Source organism: Pseudomonas vanderleydeniana (assembly GCF_014268755.2).
GTDB classification, from domain to species: Bacteria; Pseudomonadota; Gammaproteobacteria; order Pseudomonadales; family Pseudomonadaceae; genus Aquipseudomonas; species Aquipseudomonas vanderleydeniana.
This window is the reverse complement of sequence record NZ_CP077093.1, coordinates 5,621,594-5,639,084: the sequence shown is the minus strand read 5'-3', so window position 1 is coordinate 5,639,084 and position 17,491 is coordinate 5,621,594. Positions and strand designations below refer to the sequence as shown.

The 17,491-nt window shown below is 62.7% G+C and carries 17 protein-coding genes; 8 read left to right on the top strand and 9 right to left on the bottom strand.

Annotated features, from left to right (window positions below; translation table 11 throughout):
• Positions 1-67: 67 nt before the first annotated feature.
• Positions 68-1,381 carry a branched-chain amino acid transport system II carrier protein gene (brnQ, locus tag HU752_RS25270; RefSeq protein ID WP_186682257.1) on the top strand — a complete coding sequence of 438 codons (1,314 nt, stop codon included), beginning with the start codon at positions 68-70 and terminating at the stop codon, positions 1,379-1,381.
• Between the two features lie 270 nt (positions 1,382-1,651).
• On the opposite strand, the gene HU752_RS25265 is transcribed toward brnQ, so the two are convergent.
• The gene (locus HU752_RS25265) at positions 1,652-1,897 is read right to left on the bottom strand and encodes a hypothetical protein (RefSeq protein ID WP_017902722.1); all 246 of its coding nucleotides are present in this window, start codon (positions 1,895-1,897) and stop codon (positions 1,652-1,654) included.
• Positions 1,898-2,060: 163 nt separating this feature from the next.
• Here HU752_RS25265 and HU752_RS25260 point away from each other — a divergent pair, with 163 nt between their 5' ends.
• The 4 genes from HU752_RS25260 (at position 2,061) to HU752_RS25245 (ending at position 5,777) form a co-directional block, all read left to right on the top strand.
• Positions 2,061-2,537, top strand: coding sequence for a PaaI family thioesterase (locus HU752_RS25260; RefSeq protein WP_186682259.1), 477 nt, complete (start codon positions 2,061-2,063; stop codon positions 2,535-2,537).
• A complete protein-coding gene (locus HU752_RS25255; protein ID WP_186682260.1) occupies positions 2,534-2,989 on the top strand; it encodes a PaaI family thioesterase in 456 nt (151 codons plus the stop codon). Before HU752_RS25260 ends, HU752_RS25255 begins: the two co-directional genes overlap by 4 nt.
• Positions 2,990-3,078: 89 nt before the next feature.
• Positions 3,079-4,983 carry a molecular chaperone HtpG gene (gene htpG / locus HU752_RS25250; RefSeq protein ID WP_186682263.1) on the top strand — a complete coding sequence of 635 codons (1,905 nt, stop codon included), beginning with the start codon at positions 3,079-3,081 and terminating at the stop codon, positions 4,981-4,983.
• A 65-nt stretch (positions 4,984-5,048) separates the two neighbouring features.
• Positions 5,049-5,777 carry a dienelactone hydrolase family protein gene (locus HU752_RS25245; protein ID WP_186682265.1) on the top strand — a complete coding sequence of 243 codons (729 nt, stop codon included), beginning with the start codon at positions 5,049-5,051 and terminating at the stop codon, positions 5,775-5,777.
• Between the two features lie 111 nt (positions 5,778-5,888).
• Here HU752_RS25245 and HU752_RS25240 read toward each other — a convergent pair whose 3' ends face one another.
• From HU752_RS25240 to HU752_RS25210, 7 genes are all read right to left on the bottom strand, one after another.
• Complete coding sequence (locus HU752_RS25240; RefSeq protein WP_186682267.1) at positions 5,889-6,758, bottom strand: pirin family protein; 870 nt, start codon at positions 6,756-6,758, stop codon at positions 5,889-5,891.
• A gap of 59 nt (positions 6,759-6,817) precedes the next feature.
• Complete coding sequence (locus tag HU752_RS25235) at positions 6,818-7,234, bottom strand: OsmC family protein (RefSeq protein WP_186682269.1); 417 nt, start codon at positions 7,232-7,234, stop codon at positions 6,818-6,820.
• A 264-nt stretch (positions 7,235-7,498) separates the two neighbouring features.
• Complete coding sequence (gene fabB, locus HU752_RS25230) at positions 7,499-8,719, bottom strand: beta-ketoacyl-ACP synthase I (RefSeq protein WP_186682271.1); 1,221 nt, start codon at positions 8,717-8,719, stop codon at positions 7,499-7,501.
• A gap of 11 nt (positions 8,720-8,730) precedes the next feature.
• On the bottom strand, positions 8,731-9,246 hold the full coding sequence (gene fabA / locus HU752_RS25225) for a 3-hydroxyacyl-[acyl-carrier-protein] dehydratase FabA (protein WP_186682273.1): 516 nt from the start codon (positions 9,244-9,246) through the stop codon (positions 8,731-8,733).
• A 237-nt stretch (positions 9,247-9,483) separates the two neighbouring features.
• Positions 9,484-11,379 carry an ATP-binding protein gene (locus tag HU752_RS25220; protein ID WP_186682275.1) on the bottom strand — a complete coding sequence of 632 codons (1,896 nt, stop codon included), beginning with the start codon at positions 11,377-11,379 and terminating at the stop codon, positions 9,484-9,486.
• Positions 11,376-12,296 carry an ABC transporter substrate-binding protein gene (locus HU752_RS25215; protein WP_437182388.1) on the bottom strand — a complete coding sequence of 307 codons (921 nt, stop codon included), beginning with the start codon at positions 12,294-12,296 and terminating at the stop codon, positions 11,376-11,378. Before HU752_RS25215 ends, HU752_RS25220 begins: the two co-directional genes overlap by 4 nt.
• Positions 12,297-12,319: 23 nt before the next feature.
• On the bottom strand, positions 12,320-14,443 hold the full coding sequence (locus tag HU752_RS25210) for a TonB-dependent receptor plug domain-containing protein (protein ID WP_186682279.1): 2,124 nt from the start codon (positions 14,441-14,443) through the stop codon (positions 12,320-12,322).
• Positions 14,444-14,643: 200 nt separating this feature from the next.
• Here HU752_RS25210 and HU752_RS25205 point away from each other — a divergent pair, with 200 nt between their 5' ends.
• From HU752_RS25205 to sixA, 3 genes are read left to right on the top strand one after another with little or no spacing between them, the layout of a single operon-like run.
• Entirely contained in the window at positions 14,644-15,669 is a 1,026-nt protein-coding gene (locus HU752_RS25205) for an NAD(P)H-dependent glycerol-3-phosphate dehydrogenase (RefSeq protein ID WP_186682281.1), read from the top strand.
• Between the two features lie 22 nt (positions 15,670-15,691).
• On the top strand, positions 15,692-16,027 hold the full coding sequence (locus HU752_RS25200) for a DUF4389 domain-containing protein (protein WP_186682282.1): 336 nt from the start codon (positions 15,692-15,694) through the stop codon (positions 16,025-16,027).
• Positions 16,024-16,473, top strand: coding sequence for a phosphohistidine phosphatase SixA (sixA, locus tag HU752_RS25195; protein WP_186682283.1), 450 nt, complete (start codon positions 16,024-16,026; stop codon positions 16,471-16,473). Before HU752_RS25200 ends, sixA begins: the two co-directional genes overlap by 4 nt.
• A 6-nt stretch (positions 16,474-16,479) precedes the next feature.
• Here sixA and HU752_RS25190 read toward each other — a convergent pair whose 3' ends face one another.
• Entirely contained in the window at positions 16,480-17,226 is a 747-nt protein-coding gene (locus tag HU752_RS25190; protein WP_225920069.1) for a pentapeptide repeat-containing protein, read from the bottom strand.
• Positions 17,227-17,491 lie beyond the last annotated feature (265 nt).

Here is a 17,491-nt window from a genome sequence, read left to right as displayed (position 1 = left end):
AGCATTTCCCTAACCCTACGGGAAATCCCTCTCTAAATTCCGATTCAGCAGTGTGGTATTTCCTTAAATGAAAGTGTTGAAAGGCCAGGACATCCTGGCACTTGGCTTTATGACGTTCGCGCTGTTCGTCGGCGCCGGCAATATCATCTTCCCACCTATCGTCGGTTTGCAGTCCGGGCCTAACGTCTGGATGGCGGCGCTGGGCTTCCTGATCACCGCAGTCGGCCTGCCGGTCATCACCGTCGTGGCCCTGGCCAAGGTCGGCGGCGCCATGGACGATCTGAGCAGTCCGATCGGCAAGGTCGCCGGCGGCCTGCTGGCGGCGGTCTCCTACCTGGCGGTCGGCCCATTGTTCGCCACCCCGCGTACCGCGACCGTGTCCTTCGAAGTGGGCCTGGCGCCGCTGACCGGCGAAAGCCCGCTGGCGTTGTTCCTGTACAGCTCGGTGTACTTCCTGCTGGTGTTCTTCATCTCGCTGTATCCAGGTCGTCTGCTGGACACCGTAGGGCGCTTCCTCGCACCACTGAAGATCATCGCCCTGGCAATCCTCGGCATCGCCGCGTTCGCCCTGCCTGCCGGTGACATCGGTAGTGCCACGCCCGAGTACGTGGCCGCACCGTTCTCCCAGGGTTTCATCAATGGTTACCTGACCATGGATACCCTCGGTGCGCTGGTGTTCGGCATCGTCATCGTCAACGCCATCCGCTCGCGCGGTGTCGAGTCGCCGCGGCTGATCACCCGTTACGCGGTGATCGCCGGCCTGATCGCCGGTGTCGGCCTGGCGCTGGTGTACATCAGCCTGTTCCGCCTGGGGGCGGGCAGCCATGAAGTCGCGGCTGGCGCCACCAATGGTGCAGCGGTACTGCACGCCTACGTGCAGCATACCTTCGGTTCGCTGGGCAGTGGTTTCCTGGCGGTGCTGATCTCCCTGGCATGCCTGGTCACGGCGGTCGGCCTGACCTGCGCTTGCGCCGAGTACTTCAGCCGTATCCTGCCACTGTCCTACAAGGCCCTGGTGATCATCCTGGCGGCGTTTTCGCTGCTGGTGTCGAACCTTGGCCTGACCAAGCTGATCGCCTTCTCGATTCCGGTGCTGACGGCGATCTATCCGCCGTGCATCGCATTGGTGGCGCTGAGCTTCTGCAAGGAGTTCTGGCACTCCCAGGGCCGTATCGTCGGCCCGGTGATGCTGGTGTCGCTGGTGTTCGGCATGATCGATGCGCTCAAGGGCGCCGGCCTGGCGGACTGGCTGCCTGCACAACTGTCGCACCTGCCGCTGAGCGAGCAGGGGCTGGCCTGGCTGGTGCCGTCGGTGGTGATGCTGGTGGTGGCGGTGGTCATCGACCGGATGCTGGGCAAGCCAAGCGAGGCGATGGCCTGATGTAAGGTGCGTCGTCCGCCTGTCATGAGCAGGCCGTGATGAAACCGGGAGCCCCGTGTCCGATACGACATGGGGCTCTTCTTTTGGGGTTGTGGATATGTCTCGAGGCAGACAAAGTTTCCACCAGCGCCGTTGACCGGTACTTCTGCGTTATCCACAAGCAAACACTTAACTAACGGTCAGTGTTTCGAACGCATAAAAAATAAGCCCGCACATGGCGAGCTTATTTTGGCTACATGAGTTTTCCTCGATAGGAAAAACTTCCGTGACTCAGGAACCGGTCGCTTCCTTGGCGCTTTCCTCGGCCGCAGCCTTGTTCGATTCAGCCTGAGCTTTGGCAGCTTCGGCGTTTTCCTTGGCGGCCTCGTTCACTTTATCCTGAGCTTCGTTCATTTTTTGCTGAGCCTGCTCGGCGTGCTGGTTTGCGTCTTGAGCTTTGTCCTCGGATTTCTTATCGCAGGCAGCGAGACCCAGGGAAGCGGTCAGCATCAAGGCAATAGCTAAAGTCTTACGCATGGGGGTATTGCTCCTTTGTGGAAATAGTGACTACTGGCCTTTTGAACGCCGGCCAATGGCTTAAGTTCCTTTATTTCCAAAGATATATAAGTGCTTGAGCTACGGAACTTTTTTCGGTGTCCAGAATTTGTCGCTGCCAGTTCCCCGATGAGGATTGTCATTCATGAGCCAAACCGCCGCCTTTGAGCGTGCCACGCGTTTTCTCGGTGCCCTCAGGCATTGCCAGGTCCTCGGCCTGCAACTGCACAGTATCGATGAGCGCGGGCTGACCCTGGTCCTGCCCTATAGCGCCGAGATCGTCGGTGACCCCACGAGCGGCGTGATCCACGGCGGAGCGCTGAGTTCATTGATGGATACCGCCTGCGGTATGGCCACGTTGTGCGTGCTGCCCGAATTCGAGGTCTGCCCGACCCTCGACCTGCGCATCGACTACATGCACCCGGCCGAGCCCGGCAAGGCTGTCCACGGCTTCGCCGAATGCTACCGGGTGACCCGCGACATCATCTTTGCCCGCGGGCACGCCTATCAAGACGATCCGGCCAATCCCATCGCCCATGTGGTCGGGACCTTCATGCGCATGGGCAAGGGCATCAAGGGCAGTCGCAGCTTCGGCAGTTCGATCAGTGGTGGTGCCGCATGAACCAGGACTTCAAGGCGCAGCTCCAGCAAGCGCACCAGCAGGGCGACTATGGGCAGATCCTGCAGCGGATCCCCTACGCCAAGCTGATCGGCATCGAGTGCTCGCGCCTGGGCGACGAACTGCTGTTTCGCCTGCCGGCCAACAAGGACAACATCGGCAACCCGCTGTTGCCGGCAATCCATGGCGGGGTCATTGCCGGGTTCATGGAACTGGCGGCGGCGCTGCATCTTCTGCTGTTCACCGGCTCGCCGGGGGTGCCCAAGGTCATCGATTTCTCCGTCGACTACCTGCGGGCCGGGCAGTTTCGCGATACCTACGCCAAATGCCAGGTCTGTCGCCAGGGGCGACGGGTGGCGAACGTCGCCGTCACTGCCTGGCAGAGCACCGAGGCCGAGCCGATTGCCACCGCACGGGCCCACTTCAAGATCGAGGAAGCATTGCCGGGCTCTTGAAATCCCCGACACCGTCCCCAACTCTGATGACAACCCGCCGCCAACGCTTGAACGGGCGGCCACTGCCATCCAATTGGAGTTTGATGACCATGAGTGTGGAAACTCAAAAGGAAACCCTGGGCTTCCAGACCGAGGTGAAGCAACTGCTGCACCTCATGATCCATTCGTTGTATTCGAACAAGGAGATCTTCCTGCGCGAACTGATCTCCAACGCCTCCGACGCCGTCGACAAGTTGCGTTTCGAAGCCCTGTCCAAGCCCGAGTTGCTGGAAGGTGGCGCCGAACTGAAAATCCGCGTGAGCTTCGACAAGGACGCCAAGACCGTCACCCTCGAAGACAACGGTATCGGCATGAGCCGTGACGATGTGATCACCCACCTGGGGACCATCGCCAAGTCGGGCACTGCCGATTTCATGAAAAACCTCTCCGGCGACCAGAAGAAGGACTCGCACCTGATCGGTCAGTTCGGTGTCGGCTTCTACTCGGCCTTCATCGTCGCCGACCAGGTCGAAGTCTTCAGCCGTCGTGCCGGCCTTGCCGCCAGCGAAGGCGTGCACTGGTCGTCGAAGGGCGAGGGCGAGTTCGAAGTCGCCACCATCGACAAGGCCGACCGCGGTACCCGTATCGTCCTGCACCTGAAGTCCGGTGAAGAAGAGTTCGCCGACGGCTGGCGCCTGCGCAACATCATCAAGAAGTACTCCGACCACATCGCCCTGCCGATCGAAGTGCCGAAGGAAGCTTCCGCCGCCGAAGGCGAGGAGAAGCCGGCGCAGGAGTGGGAAACCGTCAACCGCGCCAGCGCGCTGTGGACTCGTCCGCGTACCGAGGTCAAGGACGAGGAATACCAGGAGTTCTACAAGCACATCGCCCATGACTACGAGAACCCGCTGAGCTGGAGCCACAACAAGGTCGAAGGCAAGCTGGAGTACAACTCGCTGCTCTACGTGCCGGCCCGTGCCCCGTTCGACCTGTATCAGCGCGAAGCGCCGAAGGGCCTCAAGCTCTACGTGCAGCGCGTGTTCGTCATGGACCAGGCTGAATCCTTCCTGCCGTTGTACCTGCGTTTCATCAAGGGTGTGGTCGACTCCAACGACCTGTCCCTGAACGTCTCGCGGGAAATCCTGCAGAAAGACCCGATCATCGACTCGATGAAGTCGGCGCTGACCAAGCGTGTCCTCGACATGCTGGAAAAACTGGCGAAGAACGAGCCCGAGCAGTACAAGGGCTTCTGGAAGAATTTTGGCCAGGTCATGAAAGAGGGCCCGGCCGAAGACTTCGCCAACAAGGAAAAAATCGCCGGCCTGCTGCGCTTTGCCTCGACCCAGGGCGAGGACGGTGAGCAGGTGGTGTCCCTGGCCGAGTACCTGGCTCGCGCCAAGGAAGGCCAGGACAAGATCTACTACCTGACCGGCGAGACCTACGCCCAGGTCAAGAACAGCCCGCACCTGGAAGTCTTCCGCAAGAAAGGCATCGAAGTGCTGCTGCTGACCGATCGCATCGACGAGTGGCTGATGAGCTACCTCAACGAATTCGATGGCAAGAGCTTCGTCGACGTGGCTCGTGGCGACCTCGACCTGGGCAACCTGGACTCGGAAGAGGACAAGAAGGCTGCCGAGGAAGTCGCCAAGAGCAAGGAAGGCCTGGTGGAGCGCCTCAAGGCCGCGCTGGGCGATTCCGTCAGCGAAGTGCGGGTTTCCCATCGCCTGACCGATTCGCCGGCGATCCTGGCGATCGGTGAGCAGGACCTGGGCCTGCAGATGCGCCAGATCCTCGAAGCCAGCGGGCAGAAGGTGCCGGACTCCAAGCCGATCTTCGAATTCAACCCGAGCCATCCGCTGATCGAGAAGCTCGATGGCGAGCCGGACGAGGACCGCTTCGGCGACCTGTCGCACATCCTGCTCGACCAGGCGGCCCTGGCGGCTGGCGATAGCTTGAAGGACCCGGCGGCCTATGTGCGCCGGCTGAACAAGCTGCTGGTCGAGTTGTCGGCCTGATAACGCTGTAGAAAAGCCCGCTTCGGCGGGTTTTTCTTTTTTGGGATGTCCTTGCGGAGTATGTAATGAGCCAAATCACTGTCAGTTCCGTTGTCTATCAGATTGATGGCCAATCCTACGAAGGCCGTCTGGCCTTCGATGCCAGCCACAAGGGGGCACGCCCGGGCCTGCTGATGGCGCCCAACTGGATGGGCGTCAGTGCCGGGGCGGAAAAAATCGCCCAGTCGGTGGCAGCCAAGGGCTATGTGGTCTTGATTGCTGATCTCTATGGTCAGTCGGTACGCCCGCAGAATGGCGATCAGGCGGGCGCGGCGATGATGCCGTTGAAGAATGATCGGGCCGAGCTGCGCAAACGCATGCAGGCAGCGTTCGAAGCGTTGCAGGGGCAGGTCCTGGCGCCGGTCGATACCGCGAAGCTGGCCACGTTCGGTTTCTGCTTCGGTGGCTGCTGCTCGCTGGAACTGGCTCGCACCGGTGCACCGGTGAAGGCGGCCGTGTCGTTCCATGGCACGCTGGACACGCCGAACCCGGCGGACGCGAACAACATCAAGGGGGCGGTGCTGGTGCTGCACGGAGCTTCCGATCCATTGGTACCGCGCGAGCAGTTGCCGGCCTTCGAAGAGGAAATGAATGCTGCCGGTGTCGACTGGCAACTGCTCAGCTATGGCGGAGCGGTGCATTCGTTCACCGATCCGCATGCCAATGTGCCGGGCAAGATGATGTACGACGCGAAGACCGCCAGCCGGTCCTTCACGGCCATGCACAACCTGCTGGAAGAAGTGTTCGCCAGCTGAGACTCCTGCCACTCCTGTGGGAGCCGGATTCATCCGCGAAGAGGCCCTAAAGGCTTCGCGGATAGATCCTGTCCCCACAGGCGCTCTCTGCCAAGCATGGCCATTTATGCCTCAAGGCCTTGCAGGCAACTCGATTCGCCCGGTTTCCCCAGGTACCTTCGGCCAGTCCCCGGCGGCCCAGCGCGCACGGGCCTGATCGATCAGCGCCGGATCGCTGGCCACGAAGTTCCAGTTCATCCGCCGTGGTCCATCCAGCGGCGCTCCGCCGATCAACACCAGGTGCACCTCGCCCTCGGCCGCCAAGGTCGGGCTTTCGCCGCTGGGCAGAACCACCAGGCTGCGCGGCTCCAGGCGCTCGCCATCCAGCTCGACTTCACCTTCCAGTACATACAGCGCCCGTTCCTCATGTTCATCGGGTATCAGCAGAGTGGTCGCCGGCTCCATCAGCACCTCGGCATAGACCGTCGGCGACAGCACGGGGACCGGTGAGCTCAGGCAGAAACCGCTGCCGGCGATCAGGCGGATCTTCACACCCAGGTTTTCGCTGGTCGGCAGGCTGCTGGCCGGGTGATGACTGTAGTGCCCGGAGCCTTGTTCATGCTCTTTCGGCGAGGCCAGCCAGACCTGCAAGCCATGCAGCGTAGAGCCACTGGCGGTCAGCTCGGCCGGTGTGCGCTCGACATGGGCGATGGCGCTGCCGGCGGTCATCCAGCTGACTTCGCCAGGGCCGACCTGCTGGTCCGAGCCCAGGCTGTCCTTGTGCTGCAACTGGCCCTCGAACAGGTAGGTCAGGGTCGATAGCCCGATATGCGGGTGCTGTCGGATATCCATGCCGTGGCCCGGCGGATAGCGGGTCTCGAGCATGTGATCGAAAAACACGAAGGGGCCGACACTGCGGCACTGCGCCGAGGGCAGGGGACGCAGGATGGGTTGACCTTCGACATCCTCGGCACGAGGACGGATCACCAACGGTGTATTCATGGGGCTTCCTGGCTGGGCGGGCAATGCGCAGAGCATAACCCGCTTTTGCCTGGTTGCCCTTACTGGCTGAAAGCGCCTTCGGCCAGCAGGGTTTCGATGCTGACTTCGGTGGTGGTCATCAGCTTGTGGATCGGGCAGCGGTCGGCGACGTTGTGCAATTCCTCGCGCTGCGCGTCGCTCAGCACGCCCTTGAGGGTCAGTTTCACCAACAGGCCATACTTGCCTTTCTGCTCCTGGCTGCTGTCGCGCTTGACCTCGACGGTGACGCCGGTCAGCGGAATGCCTTTCTTCTGCGCGTAGAGCTTGAGCGTCAGGGCCTTGCAGGTGCCCAGCGCGGCGTCGAAATAGTCGTGGGGCTCCGGTGCGGAGCCTTCACCGCCAATGCTCTTGGGCACGTCGGTGAACAACTGGTGGTCATCGATCTGCACGCTGTGACGAAAACCTTCGCTGGATTCGGTGTTGATGGTGATGGTCATGGCCTACCTCCTGGAAAACGTGACGGGAAAACCCTTGAATCTTAATAGAACGCTGCGCGATGAGGGTGTTCAGCTTCATTTCGCGGCGCGACTCCGTCGCGGTGTCTGCATCGGAGGGTCAAGATGCTTTGATATCACTGTTTCGTCCCGTGCAAAACTGCCCATTGCCTCGGGTGTTGCCCGGCTGGGTCCAAGTCGATATCACGGGCAAAAAAAACGCCCCGAACCGGTCGGGGCGTTTTTCATGTGGCGATCAGGCCGGGCTTACTTGCCCTGCCAGCGCTTCAGGACCAGGGTGGCGTTGGTGCCGCCGAAGCCGAAGCTGTTGCTCATCACGTTGTTCAGCTTCACGTCTTCGCGAGTCTTGGTCAGTACCGGCAGGTCGGCGACTTCCGGATCCAGCTCTTCGATGTTGGCGGAGCCGGCAATGAAGTTGCCTTCCATCATCAGCAGGCAGTAGATCGCCTCGTGCACGCCGGCGGCACCCAGGGAGTGGCCGGACAGGCTCTTGGTCGAGCTGATCAGTGGCGCCTTGTCACCGAAGACTTCACGCACGCCTTTCATTTCCGCGACGTCGCCGACTGGAGTCGAGGTGCCGTGGGTGTTCAGGTAGTCGATCGGGCCGTCAACGGTGGACATCGCCATCTGCATGCAGCGCACTGCGCCTTCACCGCTAGGGGCAACCATGTCGTAGCCGTCGGAGGTCGCGCCGTAGCCAACGATTTCGGCGTAGATCTTCGCGCCACGGGCCAGGGCGTGTTCCAGTTCCTCGACCACAACCATGCCGCCACCGCCGGCGATGACGAAACCGTCACGCTTGGCGTCGTAGGCACGCGAGGCTTTCTCAGGGGTGTCGTTGTACTGGGTGGACAGGGCGCCCATCGCGTCGAACAGGAACGACTGGCTCCAGTGCTCTTCTTCACCGCCACCGGCGAAGACGACGTCCTGCTTGCCCATCTGGATCTGCTCCATGGCGGTACCGATGCAGTGGGCACTGGTGGCGCAGGCGGAGGAGATCGAGTAGTTCAGGCCCTTGATCTTGAACGGAGTGGCCAGGCACGCGGAAACGGTGCTGCCCATGGTCCGGGTCACGCGGTATGGACCGACACGCTTGACGCCTTTTTCGCGCAGGGTATCCAGCGCTTCCATCTGGTTCAGGGTCGATGCGCCGCCAGAGCCGGCGATCAGGCCGGTACGCGGGTTGGACACCTGCTCTTCGGTCAGGCCGGAGTCGGCGATCGCGTCTTTCATCGCCAGGTAGGCGTAGGCCGCCGCATGGCCGACGAAACGATAGATCTTGCGATCGATCAGTTCTTCGAGGTTGAGGTCGATGGAGCCGGAAACCTGGCTACGCAGACCCATTTCGGCATATTCCGGGTTGTAGCGGATGCCAGGGCGGCTTGCACGCAGGTTAGCGGAGACGGTCTCTTTGTCATTGCCCAGGCAAGAAACGATGCCCAGACCAGTGATAACGACGCGGCGCATGCGGATAACCCTTAGAAATTGTCAGTGGAGGTGAACACGCCGACCCGTAGGCCTTCGGCGGTGTAGATTTCGCGTCCGTCGACACTGACCGAGCCATCGGCGATGGCCATGTTCAGCTTGCCTTTGAGGACGCGCTTGATATGAATGTTGTAGGTGATTTTCTGGGCGGTCGGCAGCACCTGACCGAAGAATTTCACTTCGCCCGAGCCCAGGGCGCGGCCACGACCCGGCAGGCCCTGCCAGCCGAGGAAGAAACCAACCAGCTGCCACATGGCATCCAGGCCCAGGCAGCCCGGCATCACTGGGTCGCCTTCGAAATGGCAGGCGAAGAACCACAGGTCCGGGTTGATATCCAGCTCGGCGACCAATTCACCTTTGCCGTACTTGCCACCCTCCTGGCTGATATGGGTGATGCGATCCACCATCAGCATGTTCGGGGCGGGCAGTTGCGCGTTACCTGGGCCGAACAGCTCACCGCGACTGCAGCGCAGCAGTTCTTCCCGGGTAAAGGCGTTTTGTTTGGTCATGCGAGCTCCTCAATAGTTCCATGCGGCAGGGTGGGGTGTATCTCCCCGGCCGACCGAAGCGCTCATGCCTCGAATCGACAGCCTACTCATAGACTATTGCGTTGTAGTGAAAGTCACAGCACAAGGGACATGAATGTACACTTGTGCACTGAAATTTTAAATCAAGCCGTTCTCGCGGCTCGTTCGGGTGCCTAAGACTGCCGCACTTTCGCCTTTCACGCCAGTCGCACATCGTGTTCAGGGCACCCAACGCTGCAGAATTCGCTGCAGATCGGCGCGTTTGAACGGCTTGGCCAGATAATCGTTCATCCCCGCCTGCAGGCACTGCTCACGGTCGCCCTGCAGGGCATTGGCGGTCAAGGCGATGATCGGCAGTTGCGCACCGTCGGGCCACTGGCGGATCTGTCGGGTGGCTTCATAGCCGTCGACGAGCGGTAGCCGGCAATCCATCAGGATGGCGGCGAACGTGCCGTTTCTCACATTCTCGACCGCCTCGACGCCGTCATGGGCCAGGCTGACCTCGAAGCCCAGGCTGCGCAACATCGCCTCGATCACGGTCTGGTTGACCGGGTTGTCCTCGACCAGCAGCACCTTGCGCCCTTCGCCGTGCCCGGCCAGCAACTGCGGCAGGTGCTCCGGTTCGGCCACGCGATGCAGGGCCAGCGGGATTTCCAGGGTGAATACCGAACCCTGGCCCTCTTCGCTGCGCGCGTGCAAGGTGCCGCCCATGCGCTCGGCCAGGGTGCGGGCGATCGGCAGACCCAGGCCGGTGCCGCCATAGCGCCGGGAAATCGAGCTGTCGGCCTGCTGGAAGGCGTCGAACATCAGTTCCAGGCGTTCGGCGGAGATACCGATGCCGCTGTCGCGCACCGTGCAACTGAACCAGATCACCTCGTCGTCCAGGCTCTGCCAGGCCGGTTCGATGCTGACGCTGCCGTGCTCGGTGAATTTCAGTGCGTTGCCCACCAGGTTGACGAGAATCTGCCGGATCCGCGTCGGGTCGCCCTTGACCTGCAGCCGTTCCAGGCCTGGCGGGAACTGCAGGTTCAACTGCAGTCCGCGCTGCACGGCGTTGTGCTGGAAGGCCTGGACGCAGCTGCTGATCAGTTCGCCGAGGTCGAACGGGATATGCTCCAGCTCCAGGGCCGAGCGCTCGATCCGCGAGAAATCGAGGATATCGTTGATGACCTTGAGCAGGTGCTCGGTCGACTCCGACGCCAGTGCCGCGTATTCGGCCTGTTCCTCGCTCATCTGCGTGGTCTCGAGCAGTTGCAGCATCCCCAGTACACCGTTCATCGGTGTGCGCAGCTCATGGCTCATCATCGCCAGGAAGTCGGACTTGGCGTTGTTCGCCCGCTCCGCCTCCTCGCGCGTCTGGATCAGTTGTGCAATGGCCTGGTGCTGCTCGCGGCTGGCCTGTTCCAGGCCGCTGGCGAGGTTGTTGATGTGCCGCGCCAGGTCACCCAGCTCGGTGTCGTCCGGCACCGGAAGCGGGGTCTTGTAGTCGCCCTGCTGGATCGCCTTGACCGCGTTGCCCATGGCGCTGATCGGCTGCGACAGGTTGGCGGCCAGGCGGCGGGCCAGCAGGAAGGTGAAGAGCAGGGCGAACAGCGCGAGGATCCCGGCCTTGAGCAGGATTTCCTGCTGGCGCTGGTTGAAGGCGCCGTTGGACATGCCGACGATCACGCGGCCGAGGTAGTCCTCGCCGGTCACCGTGGTATTGGCATAGGCGCCCTGCAGGAAATCGCTGTCGAGCTTGATCCGTTGCAGGCGCACCGGGGCCTGGAAAATCTCGACCTGTTGGGCGCGGCTGTGGCTTTCGGCCGGTTGCTCGACGTACACCAGGATGTTGTTGCTACGGTCCTGAACCTCTAGAAAGCGCACGTGGGGCGTCGCCAGGCTGGCTTTCATCAGGGTTTCGAGCACGTCATTGTTACCGGATATGACGCCGTACTCCGTGGCCGGCGCCAGCTGGTTGGCGATCAACTGGCCGGTGTGGTTGAGCTCCTGGCGCAGGTCCTGGATCCGCACGAAGGTGAAGAAACTGATCAGCAGCAGGGTCAGCAACAGCGCCGGGCCGAGGCTGATCATCTGGGTTCGGGCGTTGATGCCCCAGTGCCGGCGAAGATTCATGGGTGGGGTTCTCCTTCGGCCAGCCGAGAGGCGACGGACGCTTCGTCGATCATCTCGAGGCTCAGCGAACGGGCAACCTGTGGATTGCTCAGGATCTTGAAGCGTGAGGGATAGAGCGCCCGCGGCCAGGTGGAGGGTGGCTGGTCGAGCAGGCCGTCGAGGATCGCCAGCCAGTCATTCTGGTCGCTGTAGCTGCTGGCCAGGCTGCCAGCCCTGACGAAGCCGGCATTCGGACCGATCAGCGCCAGTTGCCGGGCATAGCTGCTGAGCAGCAGGTTCTTTGCGGTCTTGGGGTTGTACAGTGTCGAATCATCGATCCCCAGCAGCACGTCGCTGTTGCGTAGCAGGTTTTGCAGCGGACGGCTGTCGGCGGTGTCATCCCAGCGCTGGGCGACGATTTCCAGGTCCAGCGGCTGTGCCGCATGGCGCAATTCGGCGAGCAGGAACTCGCTGTCGCTGTCATAGAGCACACCGACGCGGTGGGCCTGGGGCAGCACGGCACGGATCAGTCGCAACTGCCGCCACGGTGGTGGGTCGCTCCAGAGCAGGCTGAGCTGGTGTGGCTGTTGTTCTCCCAGGCGCTGGCGGGCTTGCAGGCGGCTGATACGCAGCACCAGGGTCGGTGGGCCCTGGCGGTCGGCCAGGCGCCAGTCGAGGCTGGGCGGGTCGAGCAGGATCAGCCGCGTACTGGCCGGCAGCTTGCTCGGCGGCGGCAATTGCCCGAAGGGCACGAAGCGTACCTGGTCCTCGGGACGCTGTTGGGCCAGGGCGCTGGCGAAGCCCTGCACGCCAGGGCTGTCCTCGGCACCGGTCAGCAGTACGTCTGCGGCCCGGGCCTGCGGCAGCGTGTGGCAGACCAGCAGGGCCAGCACGCATGCCGCCAGCCTTGGCAGCCAGCCCATGCAGACCCGTGTCATCCTTGACCGACTATCGCTCATGCTCAGAATTCCAGCTCGGCGCTGAAGTAGAGAACCTGGCGCTGGTCATAGTTGTTGTCAGGCCAGGTCAGGGGCTGGTCATCCAGGCGCTGTTGCATCACCCCGGCCAGTTCCAGGCTGGCCCGGTGCAGGGGGATGCGCTTGGCGACACGCAGGTCGACCCGCTCGAAACGGTATTGGTTGATCGCGTCGTCGCCGTAGTAGAACAGCGAGCTCGACCAGCCCGAGCCCCAGTCGCGCATCCAGCCGGCCGAACCGCTGTTGCGGGCGGTGAACTGGGTGTCGGCAGGGTTGCTCGCCTGCACATCGACGTAGGCGTAGGTCAGGCGCAACCGGTCGGCGCTGCCCAGGCGCCAGTCGAGCTGGGTTTCGCTGCCGGTGAAGCGCGCGCTGTTGGCATTGCTGGCGATGAACTGGTTGTTGCGCAGGGGCGTGCTGACCATCGAGGTGATTTCGTCGTAGAACAGCTTCACATCGAGGTTCAGCCCGATATCGACGAAGTAGCCGTTGTAGCCCAACTCCCGCGAGCGCATCAGTTCCTTGTCGAGGTTGCCCGGGCCCCGGGTCTTGACGAAGTACTGGCCGCTGTTCTGGCCGTAGGTCGGCGAGTCCAGGTTGGTCACCCGGTAGCTCCAGTTGACGTTGTTCTCGAACATGTCCGGCGAACGGATGGCTTCCGAATACACGGCGCGCAGGCCATGACGCGGATTGATCAGGTAGTTGACGGCAAAGCGCGGGGTCAGCGAGTCGCCGGTCAGCTGCGTGTATTCGTACATGGCGCCACCCTGGAGTAGCCAGTGCTCGCTGGCGCGCCATTCGAGCTGGCCGAACAGGCGCCAGGTGTTGTCGTCGAGGGTTCCGTTGAAATAGGTTTCGGAGTCTGCCCGGTCGTAACGATAGTTCATGCCGCTGACCAGGCGTAGGCTGTCCGACAGGCTCAGGGTGTCCTGTACTTCCAGGTCGTAGCGGGTTTCGCGGGTACTTTGGTCGATATCGCCGCAGACCGTGTTGCTGCCGCCGTTGCTCCATTGATCCAGGACCTGGCTGGCCAGGGCCTGTTCGGCGGCACTGCCGGCCGGTGGGCTGCCTGCCGAATAGCTGGTCATGTGGCGCGCGAGGTTTTCCGCATAGTTGGGGTTGAGCTGCCACAACTGGGTCAGTTGCGGGCTGAACGACACCTTGGCGTCACAGGCGCGCCAGACCTGCTGGCGGTCCCAGTGCTGCGCCGAGCCCTGGACGTACAGGCTGTGCTGCGGGCTGAGGTCGAGGTTCCAGCGCAGGGAGCCGGCATAATCCTTGGCCACCACGTCGGAGTTGTTGCCGGCTTCCTGGACGTTGGGAAACACCGCCTTGTAGGTGTAGGGCCGCTGGTTGGTGCCTTCCTTTGCGTTCAGCTGCCAGTCGATGCTCTGGCTTTCGTTGAGCATCTGGCTGACCGACAGATTGAAGCGGTTCAGTCGGCGGCTATCGCGGTAGTCGGCACCGAGGCGATCGCTGTCGAAACCGTCGTCCTGCTGGCCGGACATCGACAGGCGCAGGTCGCCGGTATCCCAGCCGAGGCCCTGGCTGGCGTACCAGTCGTTGATACCGCGCTCGCCACGGGTGACCTTGAGCCGCGAGCCATGGGTGCTGCCCGGCGACTTGGTGAGGATGTTGACCACGGCCATCAGCGCGTTCGCGCCGTAACTGACCGTGTTCGGGCCGCGGAAGACCTCGATGCGCTCGATGTCTTCCATGGCTACCGGAATGTCGCTCCAGTCCACCGTGGCCAGGCCCGCCCGGTACACCGAGCGGCCATCGATCAGCACCTGCATGCGTCGCGCGTTGGCGGCGTCGGTCCCGTGATAGTTGATCGCCGCCTGGTTGCCATTGGTGTAGCCGACCATCATGCCCGGTACCAGGCGCAGCAGTTCGGCAATGTCACGGGCGCCGCTGGCCTTGATCAGCTCGTTGTCGATCACGGTCATGCTGCCGGGCACCGACGCCGGGGATTGTTTCAGCCGCGTGGCGGTCAATACCTCAGGCAGCGGCTGGTTCTCCAGGAACAGATCGTCGGCCAGCACGGGAGTGCTGAACAGCAGTGCCAGGAGTACGGGGGAGCGGTGAAATGGGGGGCCAGAGGACACGGATCAGCCTTGATCGCAGGTAATAGCCGCCCATGTTAACCGAGCTGGACGGGTTTGCCATGGCACAGAGCCTGCATTCCGTCCGCGAAAGTGGAAAAATCCTCGCGTCAGAGCGTCGCGTGCCGAATGCGTTTGGGACTGGCTGCCGCCCGGTGGCTCCGTATAATGCGGCCATCGCCATTGGTAAAAACGGATTGCATATGACTGAACAGCACCCTATTGCGGTCCTGGGGGGCGGGAGCTTCGGAACCGCCGTGGCGAATCTGCTGGCCGAGAACGGTCATCGGGTGCGTCAATGGATGCGTGACCCGGAACAGGCCGAGGCCATTCGTGTCAATCGCGAAAATCCGCGCTATCTCAAGGGGATCAGGATCCATCCGGCGGTCGAGCCGGTGACCGACCTGGCCGCGACGCTCGACGGCTGCGAGCTGTTCTTCGTCGCCCTGCCGTCCAGTGCCCTGCGCAGTGTGTTGGCCGAGCACGCCGAGCGTCTGCGCGGCAAGCTGCTGGTCAGCCTGACCAAGGGCATCGAGCCCCAGACCTTCAAGTTGATGAGCCAGATCCTCGAGGACATTGCGCCGCAGGCGCGGATCGGCGTGTTGTCGGGGCCGAACCTGGCTCGTGAAGTGGCTGAGCATGCCTTGACCGCCACCGTGGTCGCCAGCGAGGACGAAGAGCTCTGCAGCCGGGTCCAGGCGGCCCTGCACGGCAGCACCTTCCGCGTCTATGCCAGCGCCGACCGCTTTGGCGTCGAACTGGGCGGGGCGTTGAAGAACGTCTACGCGATCATTGCCGGCATGGCGGTGGCCCTGGGCATGGGCGAGAACACCAAGAGCATGCTGATCACCCGGGCCCTGGCCGAGATGACCCGGTTTGCCGTGAGCCAGGGGGCCAACCCGATGACCTTCCTCGGCCTGGCCGGCGTCGGCGACCTGATCGTCACCTGTTCCTCGCCCAAGAGCCGCAACTACCAGGTCGGTTTCGCCCTGGGCCAGGGCCTGAGCCTGGAGGAGGCGGTCAACCGCCTGGGCGAAGTGGCCGAAGGCGTCAACACGCTCAAGGTGCTCAAGGCCAAGGCCCAGGAGGTGGGTGTCTACATGCCGCTGGTGGCCGGCCTGCATGCGATCCTGTTCGAAGGTCGTACGCTCGACCAGGTGATTGCCTTGCTGATGCGTGGCGAGCCGAAGACCGATGTCGACTTCATTTCCACCAGCGGTTTCAACTGATTCCACGCAACAGGAGCAAGACATGAACGAAGCGAAATATGAATCCATCGTGCTGCGCATACTGTGGATGCTGGTGTTCCTGCTGGTCTGGCAGGTCGCCCAGTTCATCCTCGGTGCCGTGGTGCTGATCCAGCTGGTCTACCGGCTGTTCTACGGAGCACCGAGTGGAAACCTGATGAACTTCGGCGACAGCCTCAGCCAGTTCCTGGCCCAGATCGGTCGCTTCGGTACTTTCCACAGTGACCAGAAGCCCTGGCCGTTCGCCGACTGGCCGGCTCCCCGCGCGCCGGAAGGCGAGGCTGCGCACAGCGTGCCGCCAGCGTCGCATCCGGCGCGTGACGAGGAGCCCAAGCTGTGAAGCTCTGGGTGTTGCGCCATGGGCAGGCCGAGCCCCAGGTGAGCAGTGATGCCGAGCGCAACCTGACCGCCCATGGTCGCCAGGAAGTGCTGCGCAGCGCCGCTCATCTGATCGACCAGCCGCTGGCGGCGATCTATGCCAGCCCCTATGTGCGGGCCCAGCAGACTGCGCAACTGGTGCGCGAGTTGCTGGGGTTCGAGCCGCCGATCATCACCGTGCCGTGGTTGACCCCCGACAGTCACCCGGCGCGGGTGCTGGAGCAGCTCGACACGGCCGACAACCTGTTGCTGGTCAGTCACCAGCCCCTGGTCGGCAGCCTGATCAGCCTGCTCGAGGCTGGCCACCTGCGCAGCCCGCAACCGATGAACACTGCCAGCCTGGCGGAGCTGGAAGGGGACTGGCCACTGGCTGGGGCCATGACGCTCAACGCCGTTCATCACCTCTGATCGGACTCACGGGGTCAGCACGGCCCCGTTCAGCTCGCAGCGGGCTTGCTTGAGGGCCACGCTGTTGACCTTCGCGCCCTTGAAGGTGCACTGCTCGAAGTAGCCCGAGAGCATGGCGTGGCGCAGGTCGCAGTGGTTGAAGTTGTTGCCCTTGAAACCACTCGAGAGCATGGCGCCATTCAGGTTGGCGGCCATGAAGTTCGCCTCGTGGTACTGGCCGAAGAACCGTACGCCAGCCAGGTCGCCTCCGCTGAGGTCGACGCCGGTCATGTTGACGTTGGTGACCTGCAGCGAGCGCAGTACCTGGCAGATCGCAGGTTTGCTCCAGCCCCTGAAGGGCTGGCGGGTGTCGATCCCGGCGAACGGCAGTGCCAGGGTAGCGCCCTCGAGGTTGGCCGCGATGTTCAGGGCGCAATTCTTCAGGGCCTTGGTCAGTACCGGCGACAGCGTGGTCGGCACGCGCAGGTCGAACAGCTTCTTCTGTACATGCAGCGATACCCGGCCGCCGCCTTCCAGGGCCACGCCGTCCCAACTGCGCAGGATGTTGGGAAACCTCACGGTGCTCGCCACCATCAGCTCCAGCAGGCCGTACAAGGGGTAGACCCGTAGTGTGGGGCTGGCGCCGAGGAAATCCCGTGCCGCTTCCAGCGAGTCCTTGAGTCCCAGCAAGGTCAGGTCTCTTTCGATGAGCGCGGGTTCCGACGTCGGCAACTGTCCCGGCCAGGACTGTCGGTGCGGATTCGTTCCGGCCATCAGGGGGGGCTGTCCTGCCGCTGGGCGGCTGCGCAAGGGAATGAAGCTTCGCAAGAGATTGCCTATCGTCGACATGATCGCCTCGTAAAGGGCTGGGAAACCGGGAATTCGATCCCAGCCGCCGCGACGCGGCTATCAGATTCCACCCTCTACGGCTGGTTTCCCTTGCCTGGCGCCATGGCTGTAAGGGATGGGCTTGCAGTGTCGTCGTGCTCATGGAATAGTCAGCCAAGCAAGTGCTTGGTTGGTTTGCTCCGGAATAAAA

Coding starts and splice junctions, on each gene's coding strand:
- fabB (WP_186682271.1), bottom strand. CDS start 8,719: ATGCGCCGCGTCGTTATCACTGGTCTGGGCATCGTTTCTTGCCTGGGC.
- HU752_RS25200 (WP_186682282.1), top strand. CDS start 15,692: ATGAACGAAGCGAAATATGAATCCATCGTGCTGCGCATACTGTGGATG.
- HU752_RS25235 (WP_186682269.1), bottom strand. CDS start 7,234: ATGACCATCACCATCAACACCGAATCCAGCGAAGGTTTTCGTCACAGC.
- HU752_RS25190 (WP_225920069.1), bottom strand. CDS start 17,226: ATGGCCGGAACGAATCCGCACCGACAGTCCTGGCCGGGACAGTTGCCG.
- HU752_RS25220 (WP_186682275.1), bottom strand. CDS start 11,379: ATGAATCTTCGCCGGCACTGGGGCATCAACGCCCGAACCCAGATGATC.
- fabA (WP_186682273.1), bottom strand. CDS start 9,246: ATGACCAAACAAAACGCCTTTACCCGGGAAGAACTGCTGCGCTGCAGT.
- HU752_RS25245 (WP_186682265.1), top strand. CDS start 5,049: ATGAGCCAAATCACTGTCAGTTCCGTTGTCTATCAGATTGATGGCCAA.
- htpG (WP_186682263.1), top strand. CDS start 3,079: ATGAGTGTGGAAACTCAAAAGGAAACCCTGGGCTTCCAGACCGAGGTG.
- HU752_RS25205 (WP_186682281.1), top strand. CDS start 14,644: ATGACTGAACAGCACCCTATTGCGGTCCTGGGGGGCGGGAGCTTCGGA.
- HU752_RS25260 (WP_186682259.1), top strand. CDS start 2,061: ATGAGCCAAACCGCCGCCTTTGAGCGTGCCACGCGTTTTCTCGGTGCC.
- brnQ (WP_186682257.1), top strand. CDS start 68: ATGAAAGTGTTGAAAGGCCAGGACATCCTGGCACTTGGCTTTATGACG.
- HU752_RS25265 (WP_017902722.1), bottom strand. CDS start 1,897: ATGCGTAAGACTTTAGCTATTGCCTTGATGCTGACCGCTTCCCTGGGT.
- HU752_RS25215 (WP_437182388.1), bottom strand. CDS start 12,296: ATGACACGGGTCTGCATGGGCTGGCTGCCAAGGCTGGCGGCATGCGTG.
- HU752_RS25255 (WP_186682260.1), top strand. CDS start 2,534: ATGAACCAGGACTTCAAGGCGCAGCTCCAGCAAGCGCACCAGCAGGGC.
- HU752_RS25240 (WP_186682267.1), bottom strand. CDS start 6,758: ATGAATACACCGTTGGTGATCCGTCCTCGTGCCGAGGATGTCGAAGGT.